This window comes from Ligilactobacillus pabuli (genome assembly GCF_022836475.1).
Lineage (GTDB): Bacteria > Bacillota > Bacilli > Lactobacillales > Lactobacillaceae > Ligilactobacillus > Ligilactobacillus pabuli.
In genome coordinates this window covers 39202-62318 of record NZ_BQXH01000005.1, presented here as the reverse complement: position 1 = coordinate 62318, position 23117 = coordinate 39202, and the positions used below count along the sequence as shown (strand labels likewise).

At 40.0% G+C, this 23117-nt stretch carries 15 protein-coding genes and 1 pseudogene; 12 read left to right on the top strand and 4 right to left on the bottom strand.

What is annotated here, in order from left to right; genetic code table 11:
* The first annotated feature begins 133 nt into the window (after window positions 1-133).
* From LPAF129_RS03720 to LPAF129_RS03700, 5 genes and pseudogenes are all read left to right on the top strand, one after another.
* On the top strand, window positions 134-1327 hold the full coding sequence (locus LPAF129_RS03720; RefSeq protein WP_244054818.1) for an amidohydrolase family protein: 1194 nt from the start codon (window positions 134-136) through the stop codon (window positions 1325-1327).
* Between the two features lie 509 nt (window positions 1328-1836).
* A pseudogene (locus LPAF129_RS03715) lies at window positions 1837-3282 on the top strand (APC family permease).
* 354 nt (window positions 3283-3636) lie between these two features.
* Window positions 3637-4386: a DeoR/GlpR family DNA-binding transcription regulator gene (locus LPAF129_RS03710; RefSeq protein WP_309296496.1), complete on the top strand. Its 750-nt coding sequence runs from the start codon at window positions 3637-3639 to the stop codon at window positions 4384-4386.
* A 5-nt stretch (window positions 4387-4391) separates the two neighbouring features.
* Entirely contained in the window at window positions 4392-5309 is a 918-nt protein-coding gene (gene pfkB / locus LPAF129_RS03705; protein WP_244054817.1) for a 1-phosphofructokinase, read from the top strand.
* Between the two features lie 16 nt (window positions 5310-5325).
* Complete coding sequence (locus LPAF129_RS03700; RefSeq protein ID WP_244054816.1) at window positions 5326-7293, top strand: PTS fructose transporter subunit IIABC; 1968 nt, start codon at window positions 5326-5328, stop codon at window positions 7291-7293.
* A gap of 464 nt (window positions 7294-7757) precedes the next feature.
* Here LPAF129_RS03700 and LPAF129_RS03695 read toward each other — a convergent pair whose 3' ends face one another.
* Complete coding sequence (locus LPAF129_RS03695) at window positions 7758-8531, bottom strand: sulfite exporter TauE/SafE family protein (RefSeq protein WP_244054815.1); 774 nt, start codon at window positions 8529-8531, stop codon at window positions 7758-7760.
* Window positions 8532-8701: 170 nt separating this feature from the next.
* Between LPAF129_RS03695 and LPAF129_RS03690 the strand changes: the two genes are divergently transcribed.
* Window positions 8702-9307, top strand: a complete 606-nt coding sequence (locus LPAF129_RS03690) for a TetR/AcrR family transcriptional regulator (protein WP_244054814.1) — start codon at window positions 8702-8704, stop codon at window positions 9305-9307.
* 51 nt (window positions 9308-9358) lie between these two features.
* Entirely contained in the window at window positions 9359-10498 is a 1140-nt protein-coding gene (locus LPAF129_RS03685; RefSeq protein ID WP_244054813.1) for a glycerate kinase family protein, read from the top strand.
* 98 nt (window positions 10499-10596) lie between these two features.
* Here the strand turns inward: LPAF129_RS03685 and LPAF129_RS03680 are convergent, their stop codons facing one another.
* Both LPAF129_RS03680 and LPAF129_RS03675 read right to left on the bottom strand, forming a co-directional pair.
* Window positions 10597-11793, bottom strand: coding sequence for a hypothetical protein (locus tag LPAF129_RS03680; protein WP_244054812.1), 1197 nt, complete (start codon window positions 11791-11793; stop codon window positions 10597-10599).
* A gap of 796 nt (window positions 11794-12589) precedes the next feature.
* The gene (locus LPAF129_RS03675; RefSeq protein ID WP_244054811.1) at window positions 12590-14059 is read right to left on the bottom strand and encodes a hypothetical protein; all 1470 of its coding nucleotides are present in this window, start codon (window positions 14057-14059) and stop codon (window positions 12590-12592) included.
* Between the two features lie 586 nt (window positions 14060-14645).
* Here LPAF129_RS03675 and LPAF129_RS03670 point away from each other — a divergent pair.
* From LPAF129_RS03670 to LPAF129_RS03650, 5 genes are all read left to right on the top strand, one after another.
* On the top strand, window positions 14646-17273 hold the full coding sequence (locus LPAF129_RS03670) for a SpaA isopeptide-forming pilin-related protein (protein WP_244054810.1): 2628 nt from the start codon (window positions 14646-14648) through the stop codon (window positions 17271-17273).
* A gap of 2 nt (window positions 17274-17275) precedes the next feature.
* Entirely contained in the window at window positions 17276-18091 is an 816-nt protein-coding gene (locus LPAF129_RS03665) for a pilin N-terminal domain-containing protein (RefSeq protein ID WP_244054809.1), read from the top strand.
* The gene (locus tag LPAF129_RS03660) at window positions 18078-19610 is read left to right on the top strand and encodes a SpaH/EbpB family LPXTG-anchored major pilin (RefSeq protein WP_244054808.1); all 1533 of its coding nucleotides are present in this window, start codon (window positions 18078-18080) and stop codon (window positions 19608-19610) included. The genes LPAF129_RS03665 and LPAF129_RS03660 overlap by 14 nt, the downstream gene beginning before the upstream one ends.
* Window positions 19611-19720: 110 nt before the next feature.
* The gene (locus LPAF129_RS03655) at window positions 19721-20860 is read left to right on the top strand and encodes a class C sortase (RefSeq protein WP_244054807.1); all 1140 of its coding nucleotides are present in this window, start codon (window positions 19721-19723) and stop codon (window positions 20858-20860) included.
* Window positions 20861-20935: 75 nt separating this feature from the next.
* Window positions 20936-21490 (top strand): SAV1803-related protein, encoded by a 555-nt coding sequence (locus LPAF129_RS03650; RefSeq protein ID WP_244054806.1) that lies wholly within the window; start codon window positions 20936-20938, stop codon window positions 21488-21490.
* A 260-nt stretch (window positions 21491-21750) separates the two neighbouring features.
* Here the strand turns inward: LPAF129_RS03650 and LPAF129_RS03645 are convergent, their stop codons facing one another.
* Window positions 21751-22551 (bottom strand): 2-keto-4-pentenoate hydratase, encoded by an 801-nt coding sequence (locus tag LPAF129_RS03645; protein WP_373875031.1) that lies wholly within the window; start codon window positions 22549-22551, stop codon window positions 21751-21753.
* Window positions 22552-23117 lie beyond the last annotated feature (566 nt).

The following is a 23117-nucleotide window of genomic DNA, read 5'->3' as shown; positions in this document are numbered from 1 at the left end:
TACTTGGAACATGGAATTAAGGTTTTTAATCTTTTATGGAGCTAATAAGAAAATTTACGGAGTTTGTCAGATTATTAAGAAATAAAGACCTTTTTGAACATTAGTGGATGTAACTGTGAGGAGGATTTTGATTTTGAAGAAATGGTTGAAAAATGTACAAATTGAGACAGGTTATAAGCAGCAGGGGGACTTTGTTTCAGGAACTAAAACTGAAAATGTTGACATTTTAATTGAGGATGGTCGTGTTACCAAGATTCGCCCGCATGGTCATGATTTTAATGGGCTGGTTGTTGAGAATGGCCACGGAAAACTGATTATTCCAGCAATTAGAGAAATGCACTGTCATTTTGATAAAAGTAAGCTTGGGTTAGCTTGGCAGCCAACTACTCCTGCGACTTCGATCGTTGAGCGTTTTGAGAATGAAATTCCTCAGCTTGATCAGGCACCACTTACTTTATCTGAAAGAATGCAGAACCTAATCGAACTTGAACGCCAGCATGGAGTGACTTTCTTTCGGTCGCACATCGATGTTCATCCTAAGGTCGGTCAAAGATATCTACAACAAACTTTGGCAACTCTACAGGAGTATCAAGGCGAGTTTGGCTATGAGCTAGTTGCCTTCCCACAGCATGGTCTTTTATGTTCGCAGGCATACCAGGATGTTAAGACAGCTTTAGAAAATGGTGCTAGTTTAGTTGGGGGTGTTGATCCGAATGCCTTGGACGGTGATGCAGTTAAGTCCTTACAACAAACTTTTGAATTGGCAACGACCCATAATGCGCGGATCGACCTCCATTTACATGAGAGAGGAACTCAAGGTAAGCAAACTTTTTATGAGATCCTTAAAGAAACTAAGAATAATCACTGGCAAGGAAAAGTAACAATTAGCCACGCCTTTGGGTTAAATGATTTTTCTGGTCAAGAACGGCAAGAATTTTTCCAACAATTGTCAGAAAACAAAATCGCTGTTTTCTCAAGTGTTCCTTTAGACGGAGCTATCCCACCGCTGGAGGAGTTACGTCATGCTGGGGTGCGAGTGGCTCTAGGGTGTGATAATGTTTATGATTCCTGGTCATCTCTAGGGAACGGGAATGTCTTGGAGAAGTTGAACCGGTATATTGAAATTTTTGGGATCCAAACACAAGATGGTTTGACAGACAGTCTAGCACTAGTGACTGGGCAAAAGCCAATTGTCGCAGATGGTCTTTGGTTAAAACCAGGGATGGATGCTAGTTTTACTTTAGTTGACAGCTCATGCAGTGCAGAATTTGTTGCACGCCAGGGTAAGGTTTGTGCTAGTTATTATAAAGGAAAAAGCTTTGCATAAAACCAAAAGACGTTAATCAAAGCCTGTTTTTTAGAAATAAAAGGTGCCTCACAATTGAGTTCATACGTACTGAGGATTGGACTGGAATTTCATTAAGCAGTGTAACTTGAATAAAAACACAATTCGAAATTTCAAGCTAAAAAATTCGAATTGTGTTTTTGTGTTTAAAAGTAGGAAGAAACACAGCAAAATGAATTCAGAAATTTGAATATTGCTAGTGTTTAAGAATTACATGATGGATTGCTCATAAAAGTGTAAGACTGTTGAGATAGGTTATAATTAATTGTGATATTGCTAATTTTTTGCACTTTTTTACTTTTTATCCTAGCAAGTTACGAGGTTAAAGTTGCTAGGACTGTAATCGTAGTCGAGCTGTTCAAACCAACTTTTTCCGCTTATTTAAGCTAAAACTAACCTTCAATGCCAGTGTGCATTAAAGGTTAGTTTCTGATAATGCTCAAAAGTTCCTGGTTTGCTCTGCTCCGTTATTTTGAGAAAGAAGGGATCTTATGGATGATCTTGCAACACAAAACAAAAAGAAAATGACCTGGTCGACCTTAGCCTTGATGGCCTTTTCTACTGTGTGGGGCTTTGGCAACGTCGTTAATGGCTACATGTACTTTGGTGGTATCAAAGTTGTCTTCTCTTGGGTCTTAATGTTTGCTCTGTACTTTGTTCCTTACGCTTTGATCGTTGGGGAGTTGGGCTCGACTTTTAAAGACGCCGGTGGTGGTGTCAGTTCCTGGGTCAACGAAACAATGGGAGCGAAGTAGGCCTATTACGCCGGTTGGACGTATTGGGCGTGTCACGTCGCTTATATCGCTGGGAAAGGAACTGGTGGCTTGCGGGCGATGACCTGGGCAATTTTTCAAAATGTCACTAAATTTGACCAGACGAGTACTTTCGTGATTCAACTAGTGACATTTTTCTTGTTCGTTTTCTTCTGTTGGTTGGCAGCTCACGGACTGACTGTGCTCGAAACGTTAGCAACACTAGCTGGTAGTGCGACCTTTGTGATGTCGCTTTTGTACATCTTGATGATGTTTGCTGCCCCTGCAATTAATCCGGCCGTGAGTTTTCATTCGATTGACCTGAGTTGGAAAAATCTCGTGCCAAACTTTAATGTGAACTACTTTACCTCGCTGTCGATCCTGGTTTTTGCGGTCGGCGGGTGTGAGAAGATTTCACCTTATGTTAATAAGTTGAAGCATCCATCCAAAAACTTCCCGAAAGCGATGATCGCGTTGGCAATCATGGTGATGGTTTCCGCTATTTTGGGAACGATCGCGATGGCAATGATGTTCGATCCGAACGATGTTAAGAATAATTTTGATAGCTATATCGCGAACGGTGATTACTGGGCCTTCCAAAAGTTGGGCAACTATTATCACCTGGGAAATACTTTATTGGTGATCTATGCCATTACTAATGTGATCGGCCAATTTTCAACCTTGTGCCTAAGTATTGACGCACCATTGCGAATCTTATTAGGCAGTAAGGAAGCCAAAGAATTTATCCCGGCAGGTCTGTTGAAGAAGAACAAGTACGGTGCTTATGTGAACGGAATTAAGATGGTTGGAATTTTGTCGGGTGCGATCATCTTGTCACAGTCATTGGTACCAGGTGCAGCCAAAGTCATGTCGCAGTTGATCAAACTCAATTCGACCATGATGCCATTGCGTTATCTTTGGGTGTTTGCGGCGTACATTGCTTTGCGCAAGGCACACGATAAGTATCAGTCCGACTATGTTTTTGCTAAGCACCAGGGAATCGCCTATTTCTTTGGCACTTGGTGTTTCCTCATCACGGCAGCCTGCTGCTTGCTGGGAATTTACTCGACTGACCCGTTTGCGCTGACCTTAAACATTGTGACTCCACTAGTCTTAGTAGCATTGGGTGTTATTTTACCAATGGTGAAGAAATATCAGGATCAAAAAAATAACAAAGCGGAGTGAAACGGGTAGAAAGTGAGCATTATCGGAACGCAGGGTCTAATGCGCTTTTGGCATTGGACCCTGCGTTTGGATAAGCGGAACTTTTTGTTTCACGGAGCTCGACTAAAAAGGCTAGTAATTGCTAGCCTTTTTTTGTTGCAAAAAACTCTTGAAAAATGGAGGGGCAGACTGCTCGTTTGACCCAAATTTGAACTAGTAAGTGGAAGATTTTGACCGTTTTAACAAAAATTGCGTCATGTAAGTGCTCTAAAAACACCTAAAATCAAAAAATATGGCATAAATTGAAACTTTTTGACTGATTGTGATTGATTTTTGAAGAATGATTTGTTAAGATAATTGCGGGAGGTGATGGAAGTGCTTGCAGAGCAAAGACAACAACTGATTCTTGAGATGTTAGCGCAACGGCAAGTCGTGAAATTAAAAGACATTTGCCGGCAAACAGGTTGTTCTGCTTCTTCAGCCAGACGCGATTTGCAGATTTTAGAAGAGCAGGGATCACTCGTTCGAATCCACGGCGGAGCCAAGGCCAAACATGATCTGCAGCGTGAACTGGATATGACTGGTAAGGCGACACAAAATGTTTCCGCTAAGGAACGAATCGCACAGGTGGCAGCGGCCAAGATTGCACGTGAAGATGTGATTTTTCTGGATGCTGGAACTTCGACTTTGGCGCTGGTGCATTATTTGCAGCCTAGCCAACATTTGACGGTTGTGACAAACAGTGTCATGCATGCGGCACAGTTGGCTGACCAGGCAATCCGCACGATTTTAGTCGGCGGGATGCTAAAGAACACAACTAAGGCAATCATTGGGACGAAGACAGTGCACGATATTCAGCACTACCGTTTCAACAAGGTTTTCTTGGGCATCAATGGTGTGCATGATGAGTACGGTTTGACAACTCCTGATCCAGAGGAAGCCGCTGTCAAACAAGCAGCACTCGCTCAGGCAGAAGAAACATTCGTTTTAGCCGACGCTACCAAATTTGATGCTGTTTCTTTTGTGAAAGTTGCTGATTTGGAGCAAGTCACGATCATCACTACTGAACTATCGCGTGCTGTTTTCGACAAATACAGTGGGCAGACTAATATATTGGAGGTCTAGATGTCATGATTTATACAGTGACTGTCAATCCAGCAATTGATTACATTGTTCAGCTCAAAGAATTAACGCTGGGCGAGGTCAATCGAATGGATTATGACAATAAACTACCGGGGGGCAAGGGTATCAATGTGTCCCGCATCTTAAAGGAACTGGGGCATGAAAATACAGCGCTTGGTTTCTTAGGCGGCTTTACCGGCGAATTTGTTGATGATGCTTTACAGCAGTTGGGACTACAAACTAAATTTACCCGGATCAACGACCAAACCCGGATCAACGTCAAAATTAAGGCGCAGACCGAAACTGAGATCAATGGTCAGGGACCAAAAATTACGGCCGCAGAAGTGGCAGAATTTTCCCAACAATTTGAGCAACTGACACCGGCTGATACGGTCATTTTTGCCGGCAGCCTCGTACCTAGTTTAAGCAATGATTTTTATTTAGATTTGATTAAGATTATTCGTGCCCATGGTGCCCAGTTTGTCATTGATACGACCGGGGAAAGTCTACTAAAGACTTTGCCAGAACAACCGTTAGTTGTTAAGCCTAATAACCATGAGTTAGCTGAATTATTTGGAGTAGAACTCAACAGCATCGCAGATATTGTCAAATACGCACGTAAATTATTAGAGCTTGGTGCTCAGCACGTCTTAGTCTCGATGGCAGCCGATGGTGGTTTGATGGTCACAAAAGACCACGTTTATCGCTCTAAAGCGCCAAAAGGGACAGTCATCAACTCAGTTGGTGCCGGTGATTCAATGATTGCTGGTTTTACTGGAACTTTCGCTGATACTAATGATCCACAGGAAGCCTTTAAATACGGTTTAGCGTGTGGTTCAGCCACGACCTTCTCAGAAGACCTAGCAACACGTACGAAAATCGATGAATTATTACCACAAATTGAAATCACTGAATGGAAAGAATAAAAGGAGGTTTAAATCAATGGATATTCGTGAGTTATTATTAACTGATATTATGATCATGGACCTGAAAGCCGACACTAAAGCCGGTGTTTTAGATGAAATGGTGCATAATTATTTCGTAAAAGGAATCATTGATGACGAAGAACTCTATAAGAAAGATATTTTGGCCCGGGAAGCAGAGAACTCCACTGGGATGGGTGATGGGATCGCTATTCCTCACGCTCATGACGCCGCTGTTAAGAAACCAGCCGTCATGTTTGCTCGCAGTGTCAAAGGGGTCGATTATGACTCGCTCGATGGTCAGCCGGCGCATTTGTTCTTTATGATCGCCGCTCCAGAAGGCGGAGACAACACCCATTTGCAAGCTCTCGCTGCTTTGTCGCAAGTTTTGCTTGATCCAGCCGTAGTCTCAGCTTTGAATGACGCTGATACTCCCGACAAAGTTCAAGCAATTTTTGCCGATGCAGTTGGTAAAAAGCAAGCCGAAAATGAGGCGCAAGAAAAGGCAGAAGCCCAGCAGGACCAAGCTGCCGTTGAGAGTGACAAACCGTATATCGTTGCGGTCACTGCCTGTCCAAACGGAATTGCCCACACTTATATGGCTGAAGATAATTTGAAAAAAGCTGCTGCCAAATTAGGCGTCAACATTAAAGTTGAAACTAACGGTTCTGAAGGGACCAAGCACAAATTAAGTGCCGCTGAAATTGACCGCGCTGCCGGGGTTGTCATTGCCGCCGACAAGAAGGTTTCAATGGGGCGTTTTGATGGCAAAAAGCTGACTAGCAAAGCTGTTACTGCCGCAATCAAGGATCCAGAAGCATTGATCAACTCCATTTTAAACGACGAAGTTGGGACTTACCATGCTTCAAACAGCGATGGTGAAGAAGCTTCCGTTGACACCGGCGATACTGGCTGGAGTGGAATTTACCGCCAGTTGATGAACGGTGTGTCTCACATGTTGCCATTCGTTATCGGTGGTGGGATCTTGATGGCAATTTCCTTTATCGTAGAAAACTACGCTGGTGGGGATAAATCATTAGCCTTTATTTTCTTGAACAATGCCGGAAACATGGCATTTGCCTTTATGGTTCCTGTTTTGGCTGCTTATATTGCCGAAGCTATTGCTGATCAACCAGCGCTGATGCCTGGGTTTGCCGGGGGCTTTATGGCAACTGTTTATACTGGTGCCTATGGTGGTGCTTACACCGCGAACGTCATGACTGATGCTAAATCAGCTGGTGGTTTCTTGGGTGGTTTGGCCGCTGGGTTCATTGCTGGTTACTTCATGAAGTGGCTGGAGAAGAGCTGTGAGAAGTTGCCACAGTCAGTTGCTGGGATGAAGTCAATGTTGATTTACCCAATTGTTGGTTTATTAGTGGTTGCCTTGATCATGTTCTTCGTGGTTAACCCAATCTTCTCAACCATCAATGTTTGGATCACAAAATTCTTGAACAACTTGGGAACTGGTAACTCAGTGATCTTGTGCTTGTTGCTCGCTGGGATGATGTCAATTGATATGGGTGGTCCTTTCAATAAGGCTGCTTATGTCTTTGCCGCTGGTGCATTTGCGAACGACCCTAACTCACATGAAGCCGCAATGTTGATGGCCTCCGTGATGGTTGGTGGGATGGTTCCACCATTTGCCACAGCGATTGCAACACTCGGCTGGAAGAACAAGTTTACGAAGGCTGAACGTCAAGCTGGTGTAACTAACTGGGTCCTTGGATTCTCCTTCATTACCGAAGGGGCAATTCCATTTGCTACATCTGATCCAGGTCATGTGATTCCATCAAGTGTGATTGGTTCCGCAGTTGCCGGAGCAATCGTTGGTGCTCTGAAGGTCGGCGTACCTGCACCGCACGGTGGTTTCTGGGTAGCACCATTAGCAACAAACATCTGGGGTTACTTCTTGGCTGTGATCGTTGGTGCGGTCGTTGCCGGTGTGATCTTGGGTCTCTGGAAAAAGAATCTTGAATCTGCTGAATAACTGAAAAATACCCCCTAACTGTTAAGTTAAATAGTTAGGGGGTATTTTTTAGGTTATTTTTTTAAATGAGGTCAGTGTGTGGATAGCCGGTCCCATTTTGGAAAAGTAGGACCATGAATCAAGATAGCTGGTCCTGTTTTGGGAAAGTAAGACCATGAATCGAGATAGCTGGTCCTGTTTTGGAAAAGTAGGACCATGAATCGAGCTAGCCGGTCTTGTTTTGGGAAAGTAAGGCCATGAATCGAGATAGCTGGTCCTGTTTTGGAAAAATGAGACCATGAATGGCAGATGCTAACGTTGTTTCGCCTAAACAACGTCCGCAACTGGGGATTCAAACGTTCTTTTACCAAAACAACGTTCGCAAACAAAAAATGCTCCCATTGTTTTAGAAAAACAACGGAAGCAAATTAGACACTTATGACTGGAAAAACTGTTTCAAGCAAATTAGGAACTGCTTTTACTAATTACTTGAAGAGTAAGGCGATTCCCATCGCTAAATTACCCAGGATAATCACTGCATCGATCAAGCTGTTATTTCCAGCAGCTGGTTGGCGGGCAACGGATTTTTTGAGTAATAAAGTTCCGATGATTGCACCAACAATCGCACTGCCAGCAAGGACTCCAGCTAACGGCCAGTCAACAGTTCCGACACCTGCTCGCATCAAGAAACCGACTAAAGAAATCCCGGCCAATACGAAAACAGAAGTTCCGACTGTTTGCATCGTTGTACAGCCTAATAAGGTGAGACCCGCGATGATGGCGGTGGTCCCACTCGTCCCGACTAACCCTGAGAGCAGTCCACTGATAATACCAAAGAAACTGGCCTGTAGAAACTTTTTGCTTTTACTTGCGTCTGCTTGGCTGTTTGGATCAGCTGGCTTTCTTTTTTTAATGATCATTAAGACAGTCAGGACAATGATAACTAGGCCAATCAACGTGTTATAATGAGCATCTGGAATGTCTTTAGAAAAATATGAACCGACCAAAGCACCAATCGTTCCCCAACCTAACATGGTCCAACCAATTTTAAAGTTAACGTTGGAAAGACGAGCGTGCAAGTAGGTACTGACCGAGGCAGTTGGAAACATCGTTGCTAGTGAAGTGGCGGTGGCAACTGCGGGTGAAATATTGAAGAAAATCGTTAAGACACTGACGTAGATAGCACCGGCCCCCCCGCCAGTAATGACGGTTGCAATTCCCATGACTAATCCAACCACGGCTAAAATAATAAATTGCATATTTATTGACTCCTTTGTTGAAATATTAGTATAGTTGCTGTCAAAAGTTTGCAGCTCAAGACCGCAAACTGTTCTGGTGATTAAAAATTATACTGATTTTGACGGGAACGACAACCAACAATTCAAGTGCTTTTGTCGGGTAATGATACTAGAGAGGAACTGATGTAAAATTGCCGCAATTCAGAAACAATACTAAAACTAAACAGAAAATGTTGCGTGCTTTTTGGCAGCTGTACCAAGAAAAAGCGTTTAATCAAATTACTGTACGCGAAATCATTGGACTTGCTGATTGTAATCGGAGTACTTTTTATGCTTATTTCGCTGATATGTATGATTTGTTAGACCAATTTGAGGAGTTGTTGTTACCGGACTTAACTCAACCCGCAATCCAAAAAATCATTGCCGAGGAAGATATTTCTTTGTCAGTCCAACACTGTATGGCCTTATATCAAGAATATCAGGATTACTACCGGGTGCTGTTGGGCAAGAACGGTGATCCAGCGTTTAAGGATAAATTAACAAAAATTTTGGATCAAATGATTAAAGCACATCTCGGTCAAAACGAGGGCCAAAGTAGCTTTGAAGTGGATTTCTTGGTGGAAACCACGGCTGCAATCTTGTTGACGACCTTAATTTTTTACTTTAAGCGAACTGATCGTCCGCAGGCCGCAGAGATTATTATTTTACTGACCAAAGTATTGAATCAAGGAGTTGCGCAACAGTTGGGTTGGCATCTTTCATGTAAAGGTGAAACGTGGAATGAATTAACTAATTAAATAGAGAAGAAAAATCAGGATTTTCTCAGTAATTTTGAAAGGAGAAGTTTGATGAAGTTTGTGATCGCTCCAGATTCATTTAAAGGAAGTTTAACCGCTAAGGAAGTTAGTCTTGCTATCAAAAAGGGAATCATGAAAATTTATCCGGCAGCAAAAATGGAGTTAGTACCGATGGCTGATGGCGGAGAAGGAACTGTTCAAGCATTGACTGAGGCAACTAAGGGTAAGTTTGTGCAAGAACAGGTCACTGATCCACTTGGGAAACAAGTCACGGCAAGCTATGGCCTGTTGGGAAATAGTCAGACTGCCGTGATTGAAATGTCCGCTGCGAGTGGGCTGCAATTTGTTGATGAAAACACCCATGACCCGTTGAAAACTACAACTTACGGGATGGGCCAACTAATTTTAAGTGCTCTGAACTATGGCGTTAACAAAATAATTCTTGGACTTGGTGGGTCCGCGACTAACGATGGTGGGGCTGGAATGGCGCAGGCTCTCGGGGCTAAATTATTGGATGTCCAGGGTGCTGAGTTGCCTTTTGGTGGGGGTGCTTTAGACCAATTGGATAAAATCGATGTTCGAGAACTTGATCCGCGCATTAAGGACGTGGAGATTCTAATTGCATCTGATGTTACAAATCCTTTAACTGGGGAAAACGGTGCTAGTGCGATTTTCGGTCCGCAAAAGGGGGCGACCCCAGCAATGATCACGCAGTTAGATCGTAATTTGACCCACTACGCCGAGATTATTGCTAGAGATTTGGGTATCACGATCAAGGATGTGCCTGGTGGTGGTGCGGCTGGTGGTTTGGGTGCTGGTTTATTGGCCTTCACCAACGCTAAAATGGAGCGCGGAATCGATCTCGTGGTCGAATATAGCGAGTTAAAAAAACGAGCTCAGGATGCTGATTTTGTGTTTACAGGTGAAGGTAGTATTGATCATCAAACTAAGTTTGGCAAAACACCATATGGAGTTGCCCTAGCGACTAAGTCCGTTGCTCCAACAGCGCCCGTAATTGTTTTAGCTGGGAATGTTGGCGATCAGATTGAGTCTTTGTATCACGTTGATTCAATCGACGCAGTTTTTTCAACGCCTAGTGGTGCTAAACCTCTCAAACGGGCTATTGCAGATAGTGCACACGATATTGAACAAGTGGCGGAAAATATTGCGCGTTTGATCAAGGTAATTTAAATAATAGTGAGTGGAGATGAAGAGAAAGCTTCATCTCTATTTTTTTGTCGGTAATTAAAAATGGTGCTGATAGCAATCACCGCTATCAGCACCATAATTTAATTTTTTTCGTCAGCACCTTTGTACTTAGCATTTTTGACCTTGACAATTAGTTCACGCAAATCAACCATTTCTTTCGTTAACGGTGGGTGGTCCCAGACGATTTGGTAGTTTTTGAAAGTGGGGTCGAAATTGTTGGTCAAATAAATATCGGTCCGAGGGTTAACAAATTTGTCAATTTGGATATTTAGCAGAGCCATTTCCAACAGCTTTTTCTTGATGTAGTCGGTATACTTGATTCCCTGAGAGAAATCAACGGCGATGCGAACTTGATCGGAAAAGGCTGTGGTGGGAATCTCAGAGAAAATGGTGAATAGGTAAGAATAATAGAGCTGAGTAGCTTCGTTTTCTCCCATTGGTCGGACAGACTTAAAGTTAGCGCGACATTGTAAGAGTTGCTTGGCTAATCGGGCAATCGACAAGTAGGAATCTTCATAAAAATCCCAATTCTTCATGTCGTTATAAGAAGTATCCAGGTAAAACGGGACTAACATTTTTGCGTTAACCTTTAATAATTTATCGGTCAAAGAAAGTAAATTGAGTTGGGCGAAATTTTCACCTAATACTTGTTCAATCAGCGCAATTTGTCGCTGGGTCAGTTCATTGACTAAGTCATAATCTTGTAGGCTTTGCAGCATATTAACGTTTAGTTCTTCAATTGATATCAAAAAAGTTAGGACAGAATTTGAGATCCTAACGGCACCAATTTCAGAATTTGCCCAGAATTTATTTAAGTGATTCAAGCATTTTCTAATAGGTGGTGTCTTTTTAAAAGTAATAAAAAATTTTTCGTCGTTGGCTGACATTTTATGGCCATTTTTGCTACGCCAGTAATTAACGACCACGAAATAAAGGTGTTGTTTCCGTTGTAAATTTGTCGGGCTGAGTTTGAGAGTCATGATGATGTAATTGATACTTGCAGTTAGTTCTTTTTTTTCAAAACTATCACCAACAAAGTCGAGATAAGAAAAATAGTAGATAACATTGTAGATGTAATAGCGAGTGTATGCTTCGCTACGAGTGATATTATCTTTGATTTCCGCACTAATTTCATTTAGTAATAAGCTTTTAATGCGAAAGTAAGTTGCACGGCTGATACCATGCTGTTGTTGAAATTCAGCATCTGAATATTCTTTCGGGTGTAAGGCGATATGAATAAAAATCTTGAAGCGTAAGGAATGATGTGCTTCGTACAAAATAATTTTTTTAAGTTTAAGGGAGTCTAGTCCAGTTAGGGTCAGCTCTTTAGCGGACGTTTGTTCCAGATTGAGGCCGGTAACTTGCTGACAGATATTTTGTGCAGTTGAAATTACCTGTTGGAGTTTATAAGAACTGACTGCCAGTTTATTTTGTAGTTCAGAAAAGGAAACAGTATTTTCTTTCGTGCCTTGATGGAAAAAATCTCAAACACACGTACAGTGAGGTATCGTTCTTTGTCTAAAAAAGGAATAAATGATTTTAACATTCTGCTTACCCCCAAGATATAGTTGCAGTAAACTTGCACGGGTTCATTCTACTAAACTCTGGGTCAATTAAGCAATTCAAAATTCTAGAAGTATCATTTATTTTGTAAGTAATTAAAAAAATAAGACTTCTTTACGGGATTTTTTGGGACTGTAAAAAATCAGTGAATAAAAAATTAAATCTGCGCTAATGCTTGATATCTCAACAGTGAGCACCCTTTAACGGGCTTACTGTTTTTGTTTGAAAATAAATTGTCTCATTTTTTTACATAAAAATAAAAAAATGATATCGTCTCAACTTTGTCTCAGAAAACTTGTGCAAAGTCGAGGTGATATTCATCTTGCGTTCGGAGTTTGAAACAAAGGTCATGAATTTAGCTTCGAGAATAATTGACCTAGTTCACGAAGTAAGCTGCTCCAAACAAAATAAGAAAAGTGCGATCTATACCGCGTATAAAACTTGAAGGTGTAGATGTTGCTTAATGAAGAACTTTCATATTTTACTAAACCTAAAATTAAGCAGCATTAATTAATAGTCGCTTTCTTTTTTCTTAAGTTTATTGTTTTTAACGCGAACAATAAGTTTTCGTAAATGCATTAGTTCGGCAGTTTGTGGCGGGCGTTCCCAGATGACCTGTTCGTTTTTGAAAGTTTGGTCGAAGTTATTTGTAATATAGATATCTGTTTGCGGATTGACAAAATTGTCAATTTGAATGTTTAAAAAAGAAAATTCAATTAGCTTCTTTTTAACATAGTCCGTATATGTTACTCCCGGAGAAAAGTCTACTGCGATATGGATTCTATCTGAAAAAGAAGAGATGGGAATCTCAGCCATTATAGTAAATAAATAAGAATAGTAAAGTTGTGTATATTCGTCAGAGCCTAGTGGACGACTTTTTTTGTAAGCATTACGAACATTCAACAACTTTTTGGTTAGTTGATCAGCATCTAAGTAAGAATTCTCATAGAAAAAACAAGTCTTAGGGTTAGTATATGATGTATTTAAAAAAACAGGGATTAGTATTTTAACATTAGTTTTAAGTAGTTTGTTAGTTAATGAATTAATATTTAGTGTTGAATTGCCAGCAAAATGTTTACGAATAATGGTTAATTGTTGTTGAGTTAAGTCATTTACTAGGTCGTAGCCATGAAGAAATGGAAGTTTCTCGGCACTAATTTCTTCATAAGTTAATAGAAAGGTTGTAAAGAAACGCACACACCGTAATGCGCGAGTTTTCTTCATATTCCATGAATTGATGAAATATTGAGTAAAATTGATTATTTCAGGAGTGTTTTTAACCGCTACAAAAAATCTATTGTCAGCTTTTGTAAGTCTGTGACCGTTCTTACTTCGCCAGTAACTAACGGCACCAAAATAAAGATGTTGTTTACGTTGAGTATTGGTAGGACTTAGCTTAAGCAAAAGAGTTATTTGGTTGATGCTGTCAATTAACTGCTTTTTTGAATCAGTATCATCGAAAAAATCAAGATAAGAAAAGTAGAGTATAACACTGTAGATATAGTAACGGATGCAGCTTTCGTTGGTATGTGACGATTGGATTAACTTGTTGTCAAGGTCACTGATCAGATTACTTTTAAATCTGAAATAAGTTGCTCGACTAATACCATTTTTTTTTTGAAATTTAGAGTCGGAGTAACTTTTGGGCTTTAAGGAAATATGAATGAAAATTTTGAAGCGCAACGAGGCGTGTGCTTCTTGAAGGATTATTTTTTTAAGTTGTAGTGTGCCTAATCCTGTTAGACGGATTCGTTTATCTTTTACTGGAGAGAGATGGAGTTCAGGAATTTTGGCACAGATATCCTGCGCAGTTGTGATTATTTCTCGTAAACGATAAGAACTAACCGCTAATTCGTTTTGAATTTCGATCAAAGAAATAGTGTGATCATCGGAGTTCTTATTTAGGAAAAATTCGAAAAAACGAACTAGAAGATATCGTTCTTTATCTAAAAAAGGAACAAAAGCTTTTAAAATTTTCATCATCCCCTTGAAAAAGCAAAAGAAAGTCTTGCAATAATTATACTAAAACCTCAAATAAAAAAGTGAATTATTATTTCAAAAAATGTATCAATTTTTTATAGAAATGATGAAAAATTAAGACTTTGAAAAACATGCTGATTTGCGTTAAGTACAGAAGTTGCCCTTTTGTATTGTCTTTATATTAAAAAAATGATTTAAAAGCCTTCGCGACTAGGATTTTCTCTCTAATAAAGTTAAGCATTGAGATGACATCAGCATTAATTAAAGGATGAAAAAATGATTGTTAGACGTTGTAATTATTGATTCTTTGAAGAGAAATTCTGTGGGATATTCAAAAAATTGAACTAGGTTGGTTGATTTTGCGGTATCATTTTTTAAAAATGATAATAAAAACATGATACTAATATTTAAATTTTACAAAAAAAAACGAGTTACTAATTGTTATACTTCTTAAGTAAACATTACATCTCTTGGCTAATTTATAAAAGAATTAACTTAATTTGAAAATTTGTTTTATTTCGAAATAAGCATAATTTTAAATGTAAGCCTACAAACAGTTAAAAGTTAAGTAAAGGAGGAAGAAAAATTGATTTCTAGTTTTAATGTCAAACGAATTTTAACTTTATGTACTTTGGTACTGCTCGTTTTTTTAGGCGGAGTTAGTGCTCATGCTGATAATACAAAGAGTGGTCTAACACCTAGCTATACTGATGAAAATGGTACATATCCTAAAAATTATTGGCAACCAAGCAATCAAAAGAATGTCAGGAATCATCAAGGCGGAACGAGTACAGGAGTTGATAACAATAATAACTGGGATGGAGATCCAAGTAATACAAAAGACTCATATTTAAAGTTTGGAACTGATAGTAGTGATCCTGAATATGCAATTAGAAAATATGCTAAGGAAACCAACACGCCTGGTTTGTATGATGTTTATCTAAATGTTAAAGGTAACTCTCAAAAGGATATTAAACCAGTTGACATTGTTTTAGTGGTAGATATGTCTGGTTCAATGGACCCAAATAATAATCCACTTCACGCTGATCGAGCGCAGGCTGTTCGTGATGGTGTGAAGCAGTTCTTACAGTTAATTGAAGATGCAGGAATTGGTGATTATGTTAATGTCGGTTTGGTTGGTTATTCTAGTCCTGGTAGAGGCTATAGAAAGGAACTTGTTGGTTTAGGAAGTGTATCAAATGGACAACACCGAAAAGAAATTAACGACGCTTTAAATGGGGAATTCAATGGAGGAACCTTCACCCAATTAGGAATCCGACAAGGAACTGAGATGTTGACTAATGATTCATCTGATAATAAGAAAATGATGATTCTATTAACTGACGGAGTACCAACCTCCTCATATAAAGTTGTAAATTCCACCAAAGATAGTGATGGAACGATTTATGGTACTAAATTCAACAGTAGGATAGATAATCCTGGCAACACATCAAGGCTTAAGGGACTTTTAGGTCTGCCAGAAGAATATACTGATAGTTCAGGTAATCTTATTAAAGATACATGGGCGGCGACATTAGGTGAAGCAAAAATTTCACAGGAGCGTGTCACAGAACTTCATGCTTTAGGTATTCAGTTAAGTAATGATGCAAACTATTTGGATGAACAACAAGTTCGTGAACGGATGGAAAAAATCGCTTCTCCGGGAATGTATCAAGATGCTGATTCTGCCGCGGCAGTGACTGATTATTTAAATCAGCAGGCCAAGGATGTTGTTTCCGGCTTTAACACCATAGTTAACGGTTCAATCAGTGATCCGCTGGGAGCGCAGTTTAACTATGCTTCAGAAATAAGCCCAACAGTTAAGAGTGTGGGTGCTCAGCAGGTCACTAAGTTGCCAGATGTTCAGTTAAGTAGCAATCAGTTAAACGTTGCTAATTTGAACTTAGGTAAAGATCAGGAAATTCAAGTTCATTATCAGGTTCACATGAATACTGAGGACAAAGGTTTTCAACCTGAGCACTGGTATCAAATGAACGGTACAACGACCTTAACGCCGCGTGCAGATCAGTCTAATACCAAAGTTGAGTTTGGTGTTCCGTCGGCTAAGGCACCTGGAGTCACACTCAATATTAATAAAATTTGGCATAACTTGCCAGGTGTTAAAGAGCCAAATAGTGTTAACTTCACAGTTTCACGGCAGAATGTTGGTGACCCAAATTCCTGGCAAAATGCCAGTGGAAGTTTAACGGCTAATGATGGTTGGAAAAAAGAGTTTAAACAACTGAAGGTAGACTCACAGCAAGTGTACTTGCCAAAATTTAACAATAATGGGCAAGACTTTAAGTATGAACTGACTAAAGAGGATGCCGTTGACGGCTACATTCCGTCATTTAGTAATGATTCTGATAAGTTGACCATCACGAATACTGCTTTAGGCTTCCAAGTACAGAAATATGCAGCTGACAGCAGTCAAAAATTAACGGGTGCAACTTATAAGTTAATTAAGTACACTGATCAGTGGCAAATGCCGGATACAAATACTAAAGAGCAGGAGTTCAAAGCTAACGAAGACTTGTCAGCTATTAAGCCGGGATACTACTCAATTGAAGAAGTTAGTGCACCGCAAGGATATCAGTTAAATAGTACGCAGGTTAAATTTCGCATAACAGATGATGGTAAATTTCTTGACCAAAGTGGTCAGCAGATCAGTCAGAATAGTCTGCCAAGTACAAATGGTTTCTATCTTGATAGTAGTAAGGAAGCTGCAGTGTTGACTTATGCCCAGTATGATAAGTTAAAAGACTTCGAGTTGGTTGTAACTAAAGTTGACCAAGACAATCAGAATAAAAAGTTAGCAAATGCCAGTTTTAATTTAACTGGTAATGGTGTCAATCAAGAACTGGCTACTGATTCAAACGGACTTGTTAAATTTGTGGGGTTAAAACCAGGCAGTTATTCTTTGAAAGAAACTAAAGCGCCCAAGGGCTATTCGCTGTTACAGCAGGAAATTAAATTCACCATCAACAAGGATGGAGCAGTTAAATTACCTGAAGATGTTAGTGGTTCCTCTAATCTGACGATGGGGACAGCTAATAACACAATTAGAGTCACGATTAAAGATCATGCCCAAGGCGTTTTACCGAAGACTGGTGGTCATGGAATAAGTGGGTATCTCTTAGTAGGACTAACGATTATTGTAGTCTCTCTAGGTGGAATAGTTGTCTTTCTTCGGACTAAAAGTCAGGAGGTGTAGAGATGAGTAAAAAAGGTTTTTGGCGCTTGAGTTTACTCACCTTAGTCGCCGTGCTAGGGATTTTCCTGCAGTTTACATCGACTAGTACTAGTCATGCGCAGTCTGTACGAGTACCAACCAAGCTGATTTTACATCATGGAAAGTTAACTCCGACGGGTGAAACCACTGGTATAAATTCGTATTTTTCAGTTTATGACTTAAGTCGACCTTTTGAAGAAGTGGGGCATTCTGCTATGCAGCAGGAGAAACTGCTTGAAAAGTTAGCTGCTAAAGATCCACAAGCAATCCAACAATATATCAGAGATAACAAGTTAACGAAACTCACTGATTTAAAAACAGACAGAAGCGGAAAAACTGGACCCTTTACAGTTAATGCAGAAATTCAAGCTGTATTAATTGTACAAGTTGGTAAGTCGTTCAACACGTCCGGGCAAGAGCTTACCGCACAGCCACTGATCTTGAGTTTCCCAATTACTGATTCAAACGGGAACCTTAAAAATGAAGTAGATGTTTATACTAAGTCGGCTTTGGGTTCGACTCCGGGGTCACCTAAACCTGAGAATCCCGAAAATCCAGGTCAGCCAGTTTCTCCGACTACACCTGGTGAACCAACGCAACCGACACCAAGTCGACCAAATAATGCCAATCCGTCGCGGCCGACACCAAGTCGACCAAATGAGATCAAGCCGACCTTACCTACAACAGGTGTCATCAAGAAACAAGCTTTTTGGCTTGGTCTAACTTTAGTCATAATCAGTCTGGTAACAATTGCTATTTTAAAAAGAAGAAAAGGGGAAGATTTAGATGAAGAAAAGTAGTAGATTTTACCACTTAATTGCTAGCATTTTGCTAGTTGTTCCGTTGTTGTTTCAAGGATTGACTGGAGTTCAAATAGTTAAAGCTGACACGGTTGCAAGCACCGTAAATGTGACTTTACACAAACGTGCTTTTGATAAAATACCGGCTAGTAAGCAAAATACAGAGGACGTTATGAGTGATTTTGGCGGTGAAGGTTTGAACGGAGTTACTTTTGCTGCTTATGATGTTACTGATCATTTTCTGAGTTTACGGAACAACGGTCAATCTGCTGAAGATGCTGTAGCAGCAATTCAAAAGGACGCAGCCGACCAAGCTCCTTCATATGCAACTAAAACTAATGAAGAAAAGACTGCTACTAAAGATGGCGAAGACGGAATTGCAGCCTTTGCTAACTTACCTTTAAAAGATTCAAAGGGTAATTACAAAACATATCTTTTTGTTGAAACTAACTCACCAACAAGTGTTACCCAAAAAGCAGCTCCAATTGTATTGAACATGCCAATTTTTAAGACGGGTTCAACGACAGATATCAATACCAACGTTCAGGTATACCCAAAGAACGAAAAAGTTGATGATAATCAGGTTATCACTAAGGATCTTGATGATGCTTCTAAGAAAAAATTAACGGTTACTGACGGACAGAACACATATAATAACGCACAATATGGTGATAAGTTCGGATACGACATCACTGTTACAGTACCATGGAACATTAAAGATAAAGATACATTTAATGTCGTTGATACACCAACTAATGGTTTGAAGGTCGATGTGGACTCACTCAAAGTTACCGGTTTAACTAAAGGTACTGATTATATGGTCACAGCCGCTGGTAATGGGTACAAGTTAGAATTCAAGCAGACTGCCGCAGTTCAATCATTTGCTGGTAAAGAAATTAAGGTTCATTACGAAGCAACACTGACTAAAGATGCTGTTCCTGATAAAGTGTCAGACAACGAGGCTGAACTTACTATCGGAAATGGCCCGGATACTACAACAACACCTGCTGAGAAGACTCCTAAGATTTACACTGGTGGTGCTAAGTTCGTGAAGGAGGATCAAGACAAAGCAAGTGACAAATTGGCTAACGCAGAATTTAATTTAGTTAAGTTAGATAAAGACGGCAATACTGTTGCTTATGCTCAAATGGATGCCAATGGCAAGCTGTTAGGCTGGTCAGACAAAGCTGCTGATGCAACAACAGTTAAATCTGATGCCACTGGTTTGTTCCAAGTTCAAGGTTTGGAATATTCCGCTAAGTTAAATGCTGGTGAAAGCTATGCGATGGTCGAAACTAAAGCTCCAGAAGGTTATGCTAAGTTAATTTCCCCAGTTAAATTTAGCGTTTCTAATGGTTCATATGCAGATGCACAAAAAGTTACGGTTAAGAATATCCATAAAGGTATTTTGCCATCAACTGGTGGTCACGGAATTTACCTTTACTTGTTAGCTGGGGTTCTGATCGTGAGTGTGGCAGCTGCTGGCTTCTACTTCTCAAGACGTCGTGAAGAAGTTTAATAGAAATAGCGTTAATAAATAAACTGATTAGGAAAGGCTGTCGATCATCATTCGGCGGCCTTTTGTAGCAACACAAATGAATGATTTGAAGGTAACGAAAGGCTAGAAGAATGCAGAAGAAGAAATCAACTGGACGGGCAAATCAGGTGTGGCAGATCTTAATGCTGCTCTTATTTTTAATTGGCTGTGGCATCGCACTGTACCCATTTTATGTCGGCGCAGCTAATAACTTTATTGACCAGTTCCGGATCCAACATTTGGGGCGAATCAATAATCAGACTGCTCAGAAAATGAAAAACGAAAATGAAAATCTATCTAAAGCGGGAATCCATATTGCTTCCGACCCGTTTAAAGGTAGCTCAAAACAGGAACGTATCACTTTACAAAAACATATGATTGGGACTGTTTCGGTACCGAAAATCAAAGTGCACGTGCCTTTGTTTGATAAAACTTCTGATACCCTACTGGAATACGGGGTTACAGTCGTACAAGGAACTTCTTATCCGATTGGTGGGAAAGGCACTCACACTGTGATCGCAGGTCACCGGGGCTTGGCTAGGCGGAAGTTATTTACTGATTTGAACCATGTGAAGAAGGGAAATGTGTTTGTCATTAAGGTTGGTCATAAAAACCGAGCCTATAAAGTTAATAAAATAAAGGTCGTGAAACCTAATAACACTGAAGTTTTGAAAATTGAACCGCATAAAGATCTGGCGACTCTATTGACTTGCACGCCTTACATGATTAATTCACATCGGCTGTTGCTGACTGGTTACCGCGTCCCTTACACTAAGAAAATCGCTCAAGAGGCTAAGAGAGCTACCAATGAGAACAACATGCAGCAGTTGTTAATTTTAATTGGTAGCGTGACTTTATTTATAATATTGATCGTAGGAATCATGCGCTTGATGCACAATTTTATGTTGAGAAAACATGTCTTTGACTTCTGTTTTACGTTGGTTAATGAGAACGGTACAGCAGTTAGCGGTGTTAAGGTTCAGTTATTAGCAAAGAATGGGAAAAAGAAAATTTTTCGTGCAGGGCAGGGGTACTCTGCTATTTCCGATGAAAATGGTCGGGTATCTTTTACAGAGCTACCAGGAGATTTATACGCAATTAAAGTCGGTGAACCGTCGGCTAAGAAACTAGTCTTTGGTTTGAAAAAATTAAAGCAGAAAGAAGCAACGTTCTTTCCTAAACGTCATGAAGAACGAGTTTTCAAAGATGATGGCTGGAAAGTGAGCGTATAAATTTCTTAAATAGATCGGAAGAAAAGGATTCTTAAAATCGATATTTAAAGATCAAGTAAAAAGGAAGTATGGGCTATGGATGCATATGATGAGCGAATTAAATTTTATTATCAACTATTAAATGGGACTTATACAGAAGCGGTTGAATCTCTGAGAAAAAAATATGGAGAGGCAAAAGATGATTTTTTTAGAGAAAACTCTTATAATAAATTTCTAAATCACGAAATTAAAAAGATAACTAAGGGAAAATACTCTAGAACGTCTGATGGTTTATATTGTCATCACGTTGGCGAAATTAATAATTTAAATCTTAACAATGAAGACTACATTTTTACTAATAGATATCATTTTAAGCTACAAACAAAGAAAGAGTTGATTTATTGTGATTTAATCGAACATTTAATTTTGCATACTTTAATTTCAAAAGAAACAAACCGAAAGTTTGGGTACCCTGGATATAGAGTGTTCTTGTACCCTCAGGTTGTTAGCTGGTATGTAGACAAACAAATACCTAAGCCTAAATGGATGCAAAATTGCTATGAAACAAGCTTTTTAGAGAAAAAAGATGCTCAAAAAATTTTGGATAAAACAGAAGAAGTCATTTTTCAGGCTTCTAAAAAAGAGAAATAAATTTATATCCCCTTCGAAAAACAAGATGATTTATGCATGAAAACATAGAACTATGTTTAACATAATTTATTTTAAAGGTAACGATAATGTTACTCTATACTAATTAGTCGTCCCACTATAACTGGTTACAGTGATAGTAGGACGACTTTTTATTTATTCTGGCCACTGTTATTAGAAATAACTAACATTGCTTTTTCAAGATAGCACAAGTAAGTTACTTTGTCCTTTTAGCTATTCTTGAAAATTCCTCAACCTCACAGTTAATCAGTCACGTTCAAACTAACTTCACCCAAGCTACTGTTAAATTCCGCACGCCATTCACCGGCAGTTAGTGGTTCAGGCAACAAAAATGTCCCACTGGAAACACGCTGTCCGACTGCTAAGGATTTTCCTTGACTCGCTAGTTTTTCCACCAGCCAATGGAGTGAAGTGAGCGGGTTACCAAGAACCTCGGTCGCCTGACCGTCTTTCAAATGGGTACCATCATGGAATAATTGACAAGTGACCTGAGCGACTTCGTCTGGCGAAGAGAAGACAACATTCGCCGGTTGTTCGCGGCCATACACGATATAACCGCCCACCGCAGCGTCTGCGAGTACGAGCCGTTTTGCTAGAGCTGGAAACCATGCACTAAAACGGGAGTCGGGGACTTCGATGGCCGGTGCAACTAGTGTTTTCGCTAACAACTCAGCAGGAGAATCGTCTACGCTTAGTTCTTCTTGGACTGTGAATAATAGCTCAACTTCCGCCAACGGTTCCAGCAAGTCGCGCGCTGCAAAAGCGTGTGGCGCAGCTAAAACGTGACTCGCTACTTGGGCACCATACAAAGGACTATCTGCCTGAAATAGTGCCTGCGTTTCAGGACTAGTCAAAGAAATTTTGTAGCCGCCGACAGCTTCTTGTTTGAGAGCTGTCAAAGCGTCTTGAACCCGATAAGCACTCTCATCGTCGGGCAAGAGCTGTGCTTGCTCAAAATCGGCTGCTTGTAAGGGTTCATGGTTAGCAGCTGCTGCAAAAAGAGTTTGAGCTAGTTGTTGTTCATGCGCTGTTTGTTCTGTCATTGTATCCAACCTCCAAAATGTTTTCCGTTTGTAATTTGCTAAAAATTGTCAAAAAAAGCGCCCTAAAACGACTAGTCATTACTAGTCGTTAAGGGCGCTTGTGCGCGGTACCACCTTAGTTTATCTTGATTTGAACGAGACACAAATCAAAGATCTCCAGACACACCAAATTAAGTGGTGTGTTGTCACAATAATGGGTGACTTGCCAGCACAGACTATTGAGTGGTTAATGAAGCAACAACCGTTCATTTGTGCAGCTAGGAGATGATCATTTGCCTTGTAATGGATCGCCTTGCACCAGCCGGCGACTCTCTGACCACGCCCAAAGATAAAATTCTCCTGACAGCCTTTAACTTAAATTTAATGTACTCACAATCTAACACCCGCTCTCTTAACTGTCAACTGTTAATTTTTTCTTGGTGCTAGAATAGGGATAACCGAACATTTATCCAAAATGTATCTACGAATTTTTTTCTCAAAAGAATTAAAAAAGGTATTGACAAGCTCCATTCAATCGGTTAAATTAGTAATCAATTAAATTATGATGAAAACGCAAAGACGAGGAT

Excerpts from the sequence above, each read along its gene's own strand:
- pfkB (WP_244054817.1), top strand. The coding sequence starts at position 4,392 with ATGATTTATACAGTGACTGTCAATCCAGCAATTGATTACATTGTTCAG.
- LPAF129_RS03700 (WP_244054816.1), top strand. The coding sequence starts at position 5,326 with ATGGATATTCGTGAGTTATTATTAACTGATATTATGATCATGGACCTG.
- LPAF129_RS03695 (WP_244054815.1), bottom strand. The coding sequence starts at position 8,531 with ATGCAATTTATTATTTTAGCCGTGGTTGGATTAGTCATGGGAATTGCA.
- LPAF129_RS03685 (WP_244054813.1), top strand. The coding sequence starts at position 9,359 with ATGAAGTTTGTGATCGCTCCAGATTCATTTAAAGGAAGTTTAACCGCT.
- LPAF129_RS03675 (WP_244054811.1), bottom strand. The coding sequence starts at position 14,059 with ATGAAAATTTTAAAAGCTTTTGTTCCTTTTTTAGATAAAGAACGATAT.
- LPAF129_RS03665 (WP_244054809.1), top strand. The coding sequence starts at position 17,276 with ATGAGTAAAAAAGGTTTTTGGCGCTTGAGTTTACTCACCTTAGTCGCC.
- LPAF129_RS03660 (WP_244054808.1), top strand. The coding sequence starts at position 18,078 with ATGAAGAAAAGTAGTAGATTTTACCACTTAATTGCTAGCATTTTGCTA.
- LPAF129_RS03655 (WP_244054807.1), top strand. The coding sequence starts at position 19,721 with ATGCAGAAGAAGAAATCAACTGGACGGGCAAATCAGGTGTGGCAGATC.
- LPAF129_RS03650 (WP_244054806.1), top strand. The coding sequence starts at position 20,936 with ATGGATGCATATGATGAGCGAATTAAATTTTATTATCAACTATTAAAT.
- LPAF129_RS03645 (WP_373875031.1), bottom strand. The coding sequence starts at position 22,551 with ATGACAGAACAAACAGCGCATGAACAACAACTAGCTCAAACTCTTTTT.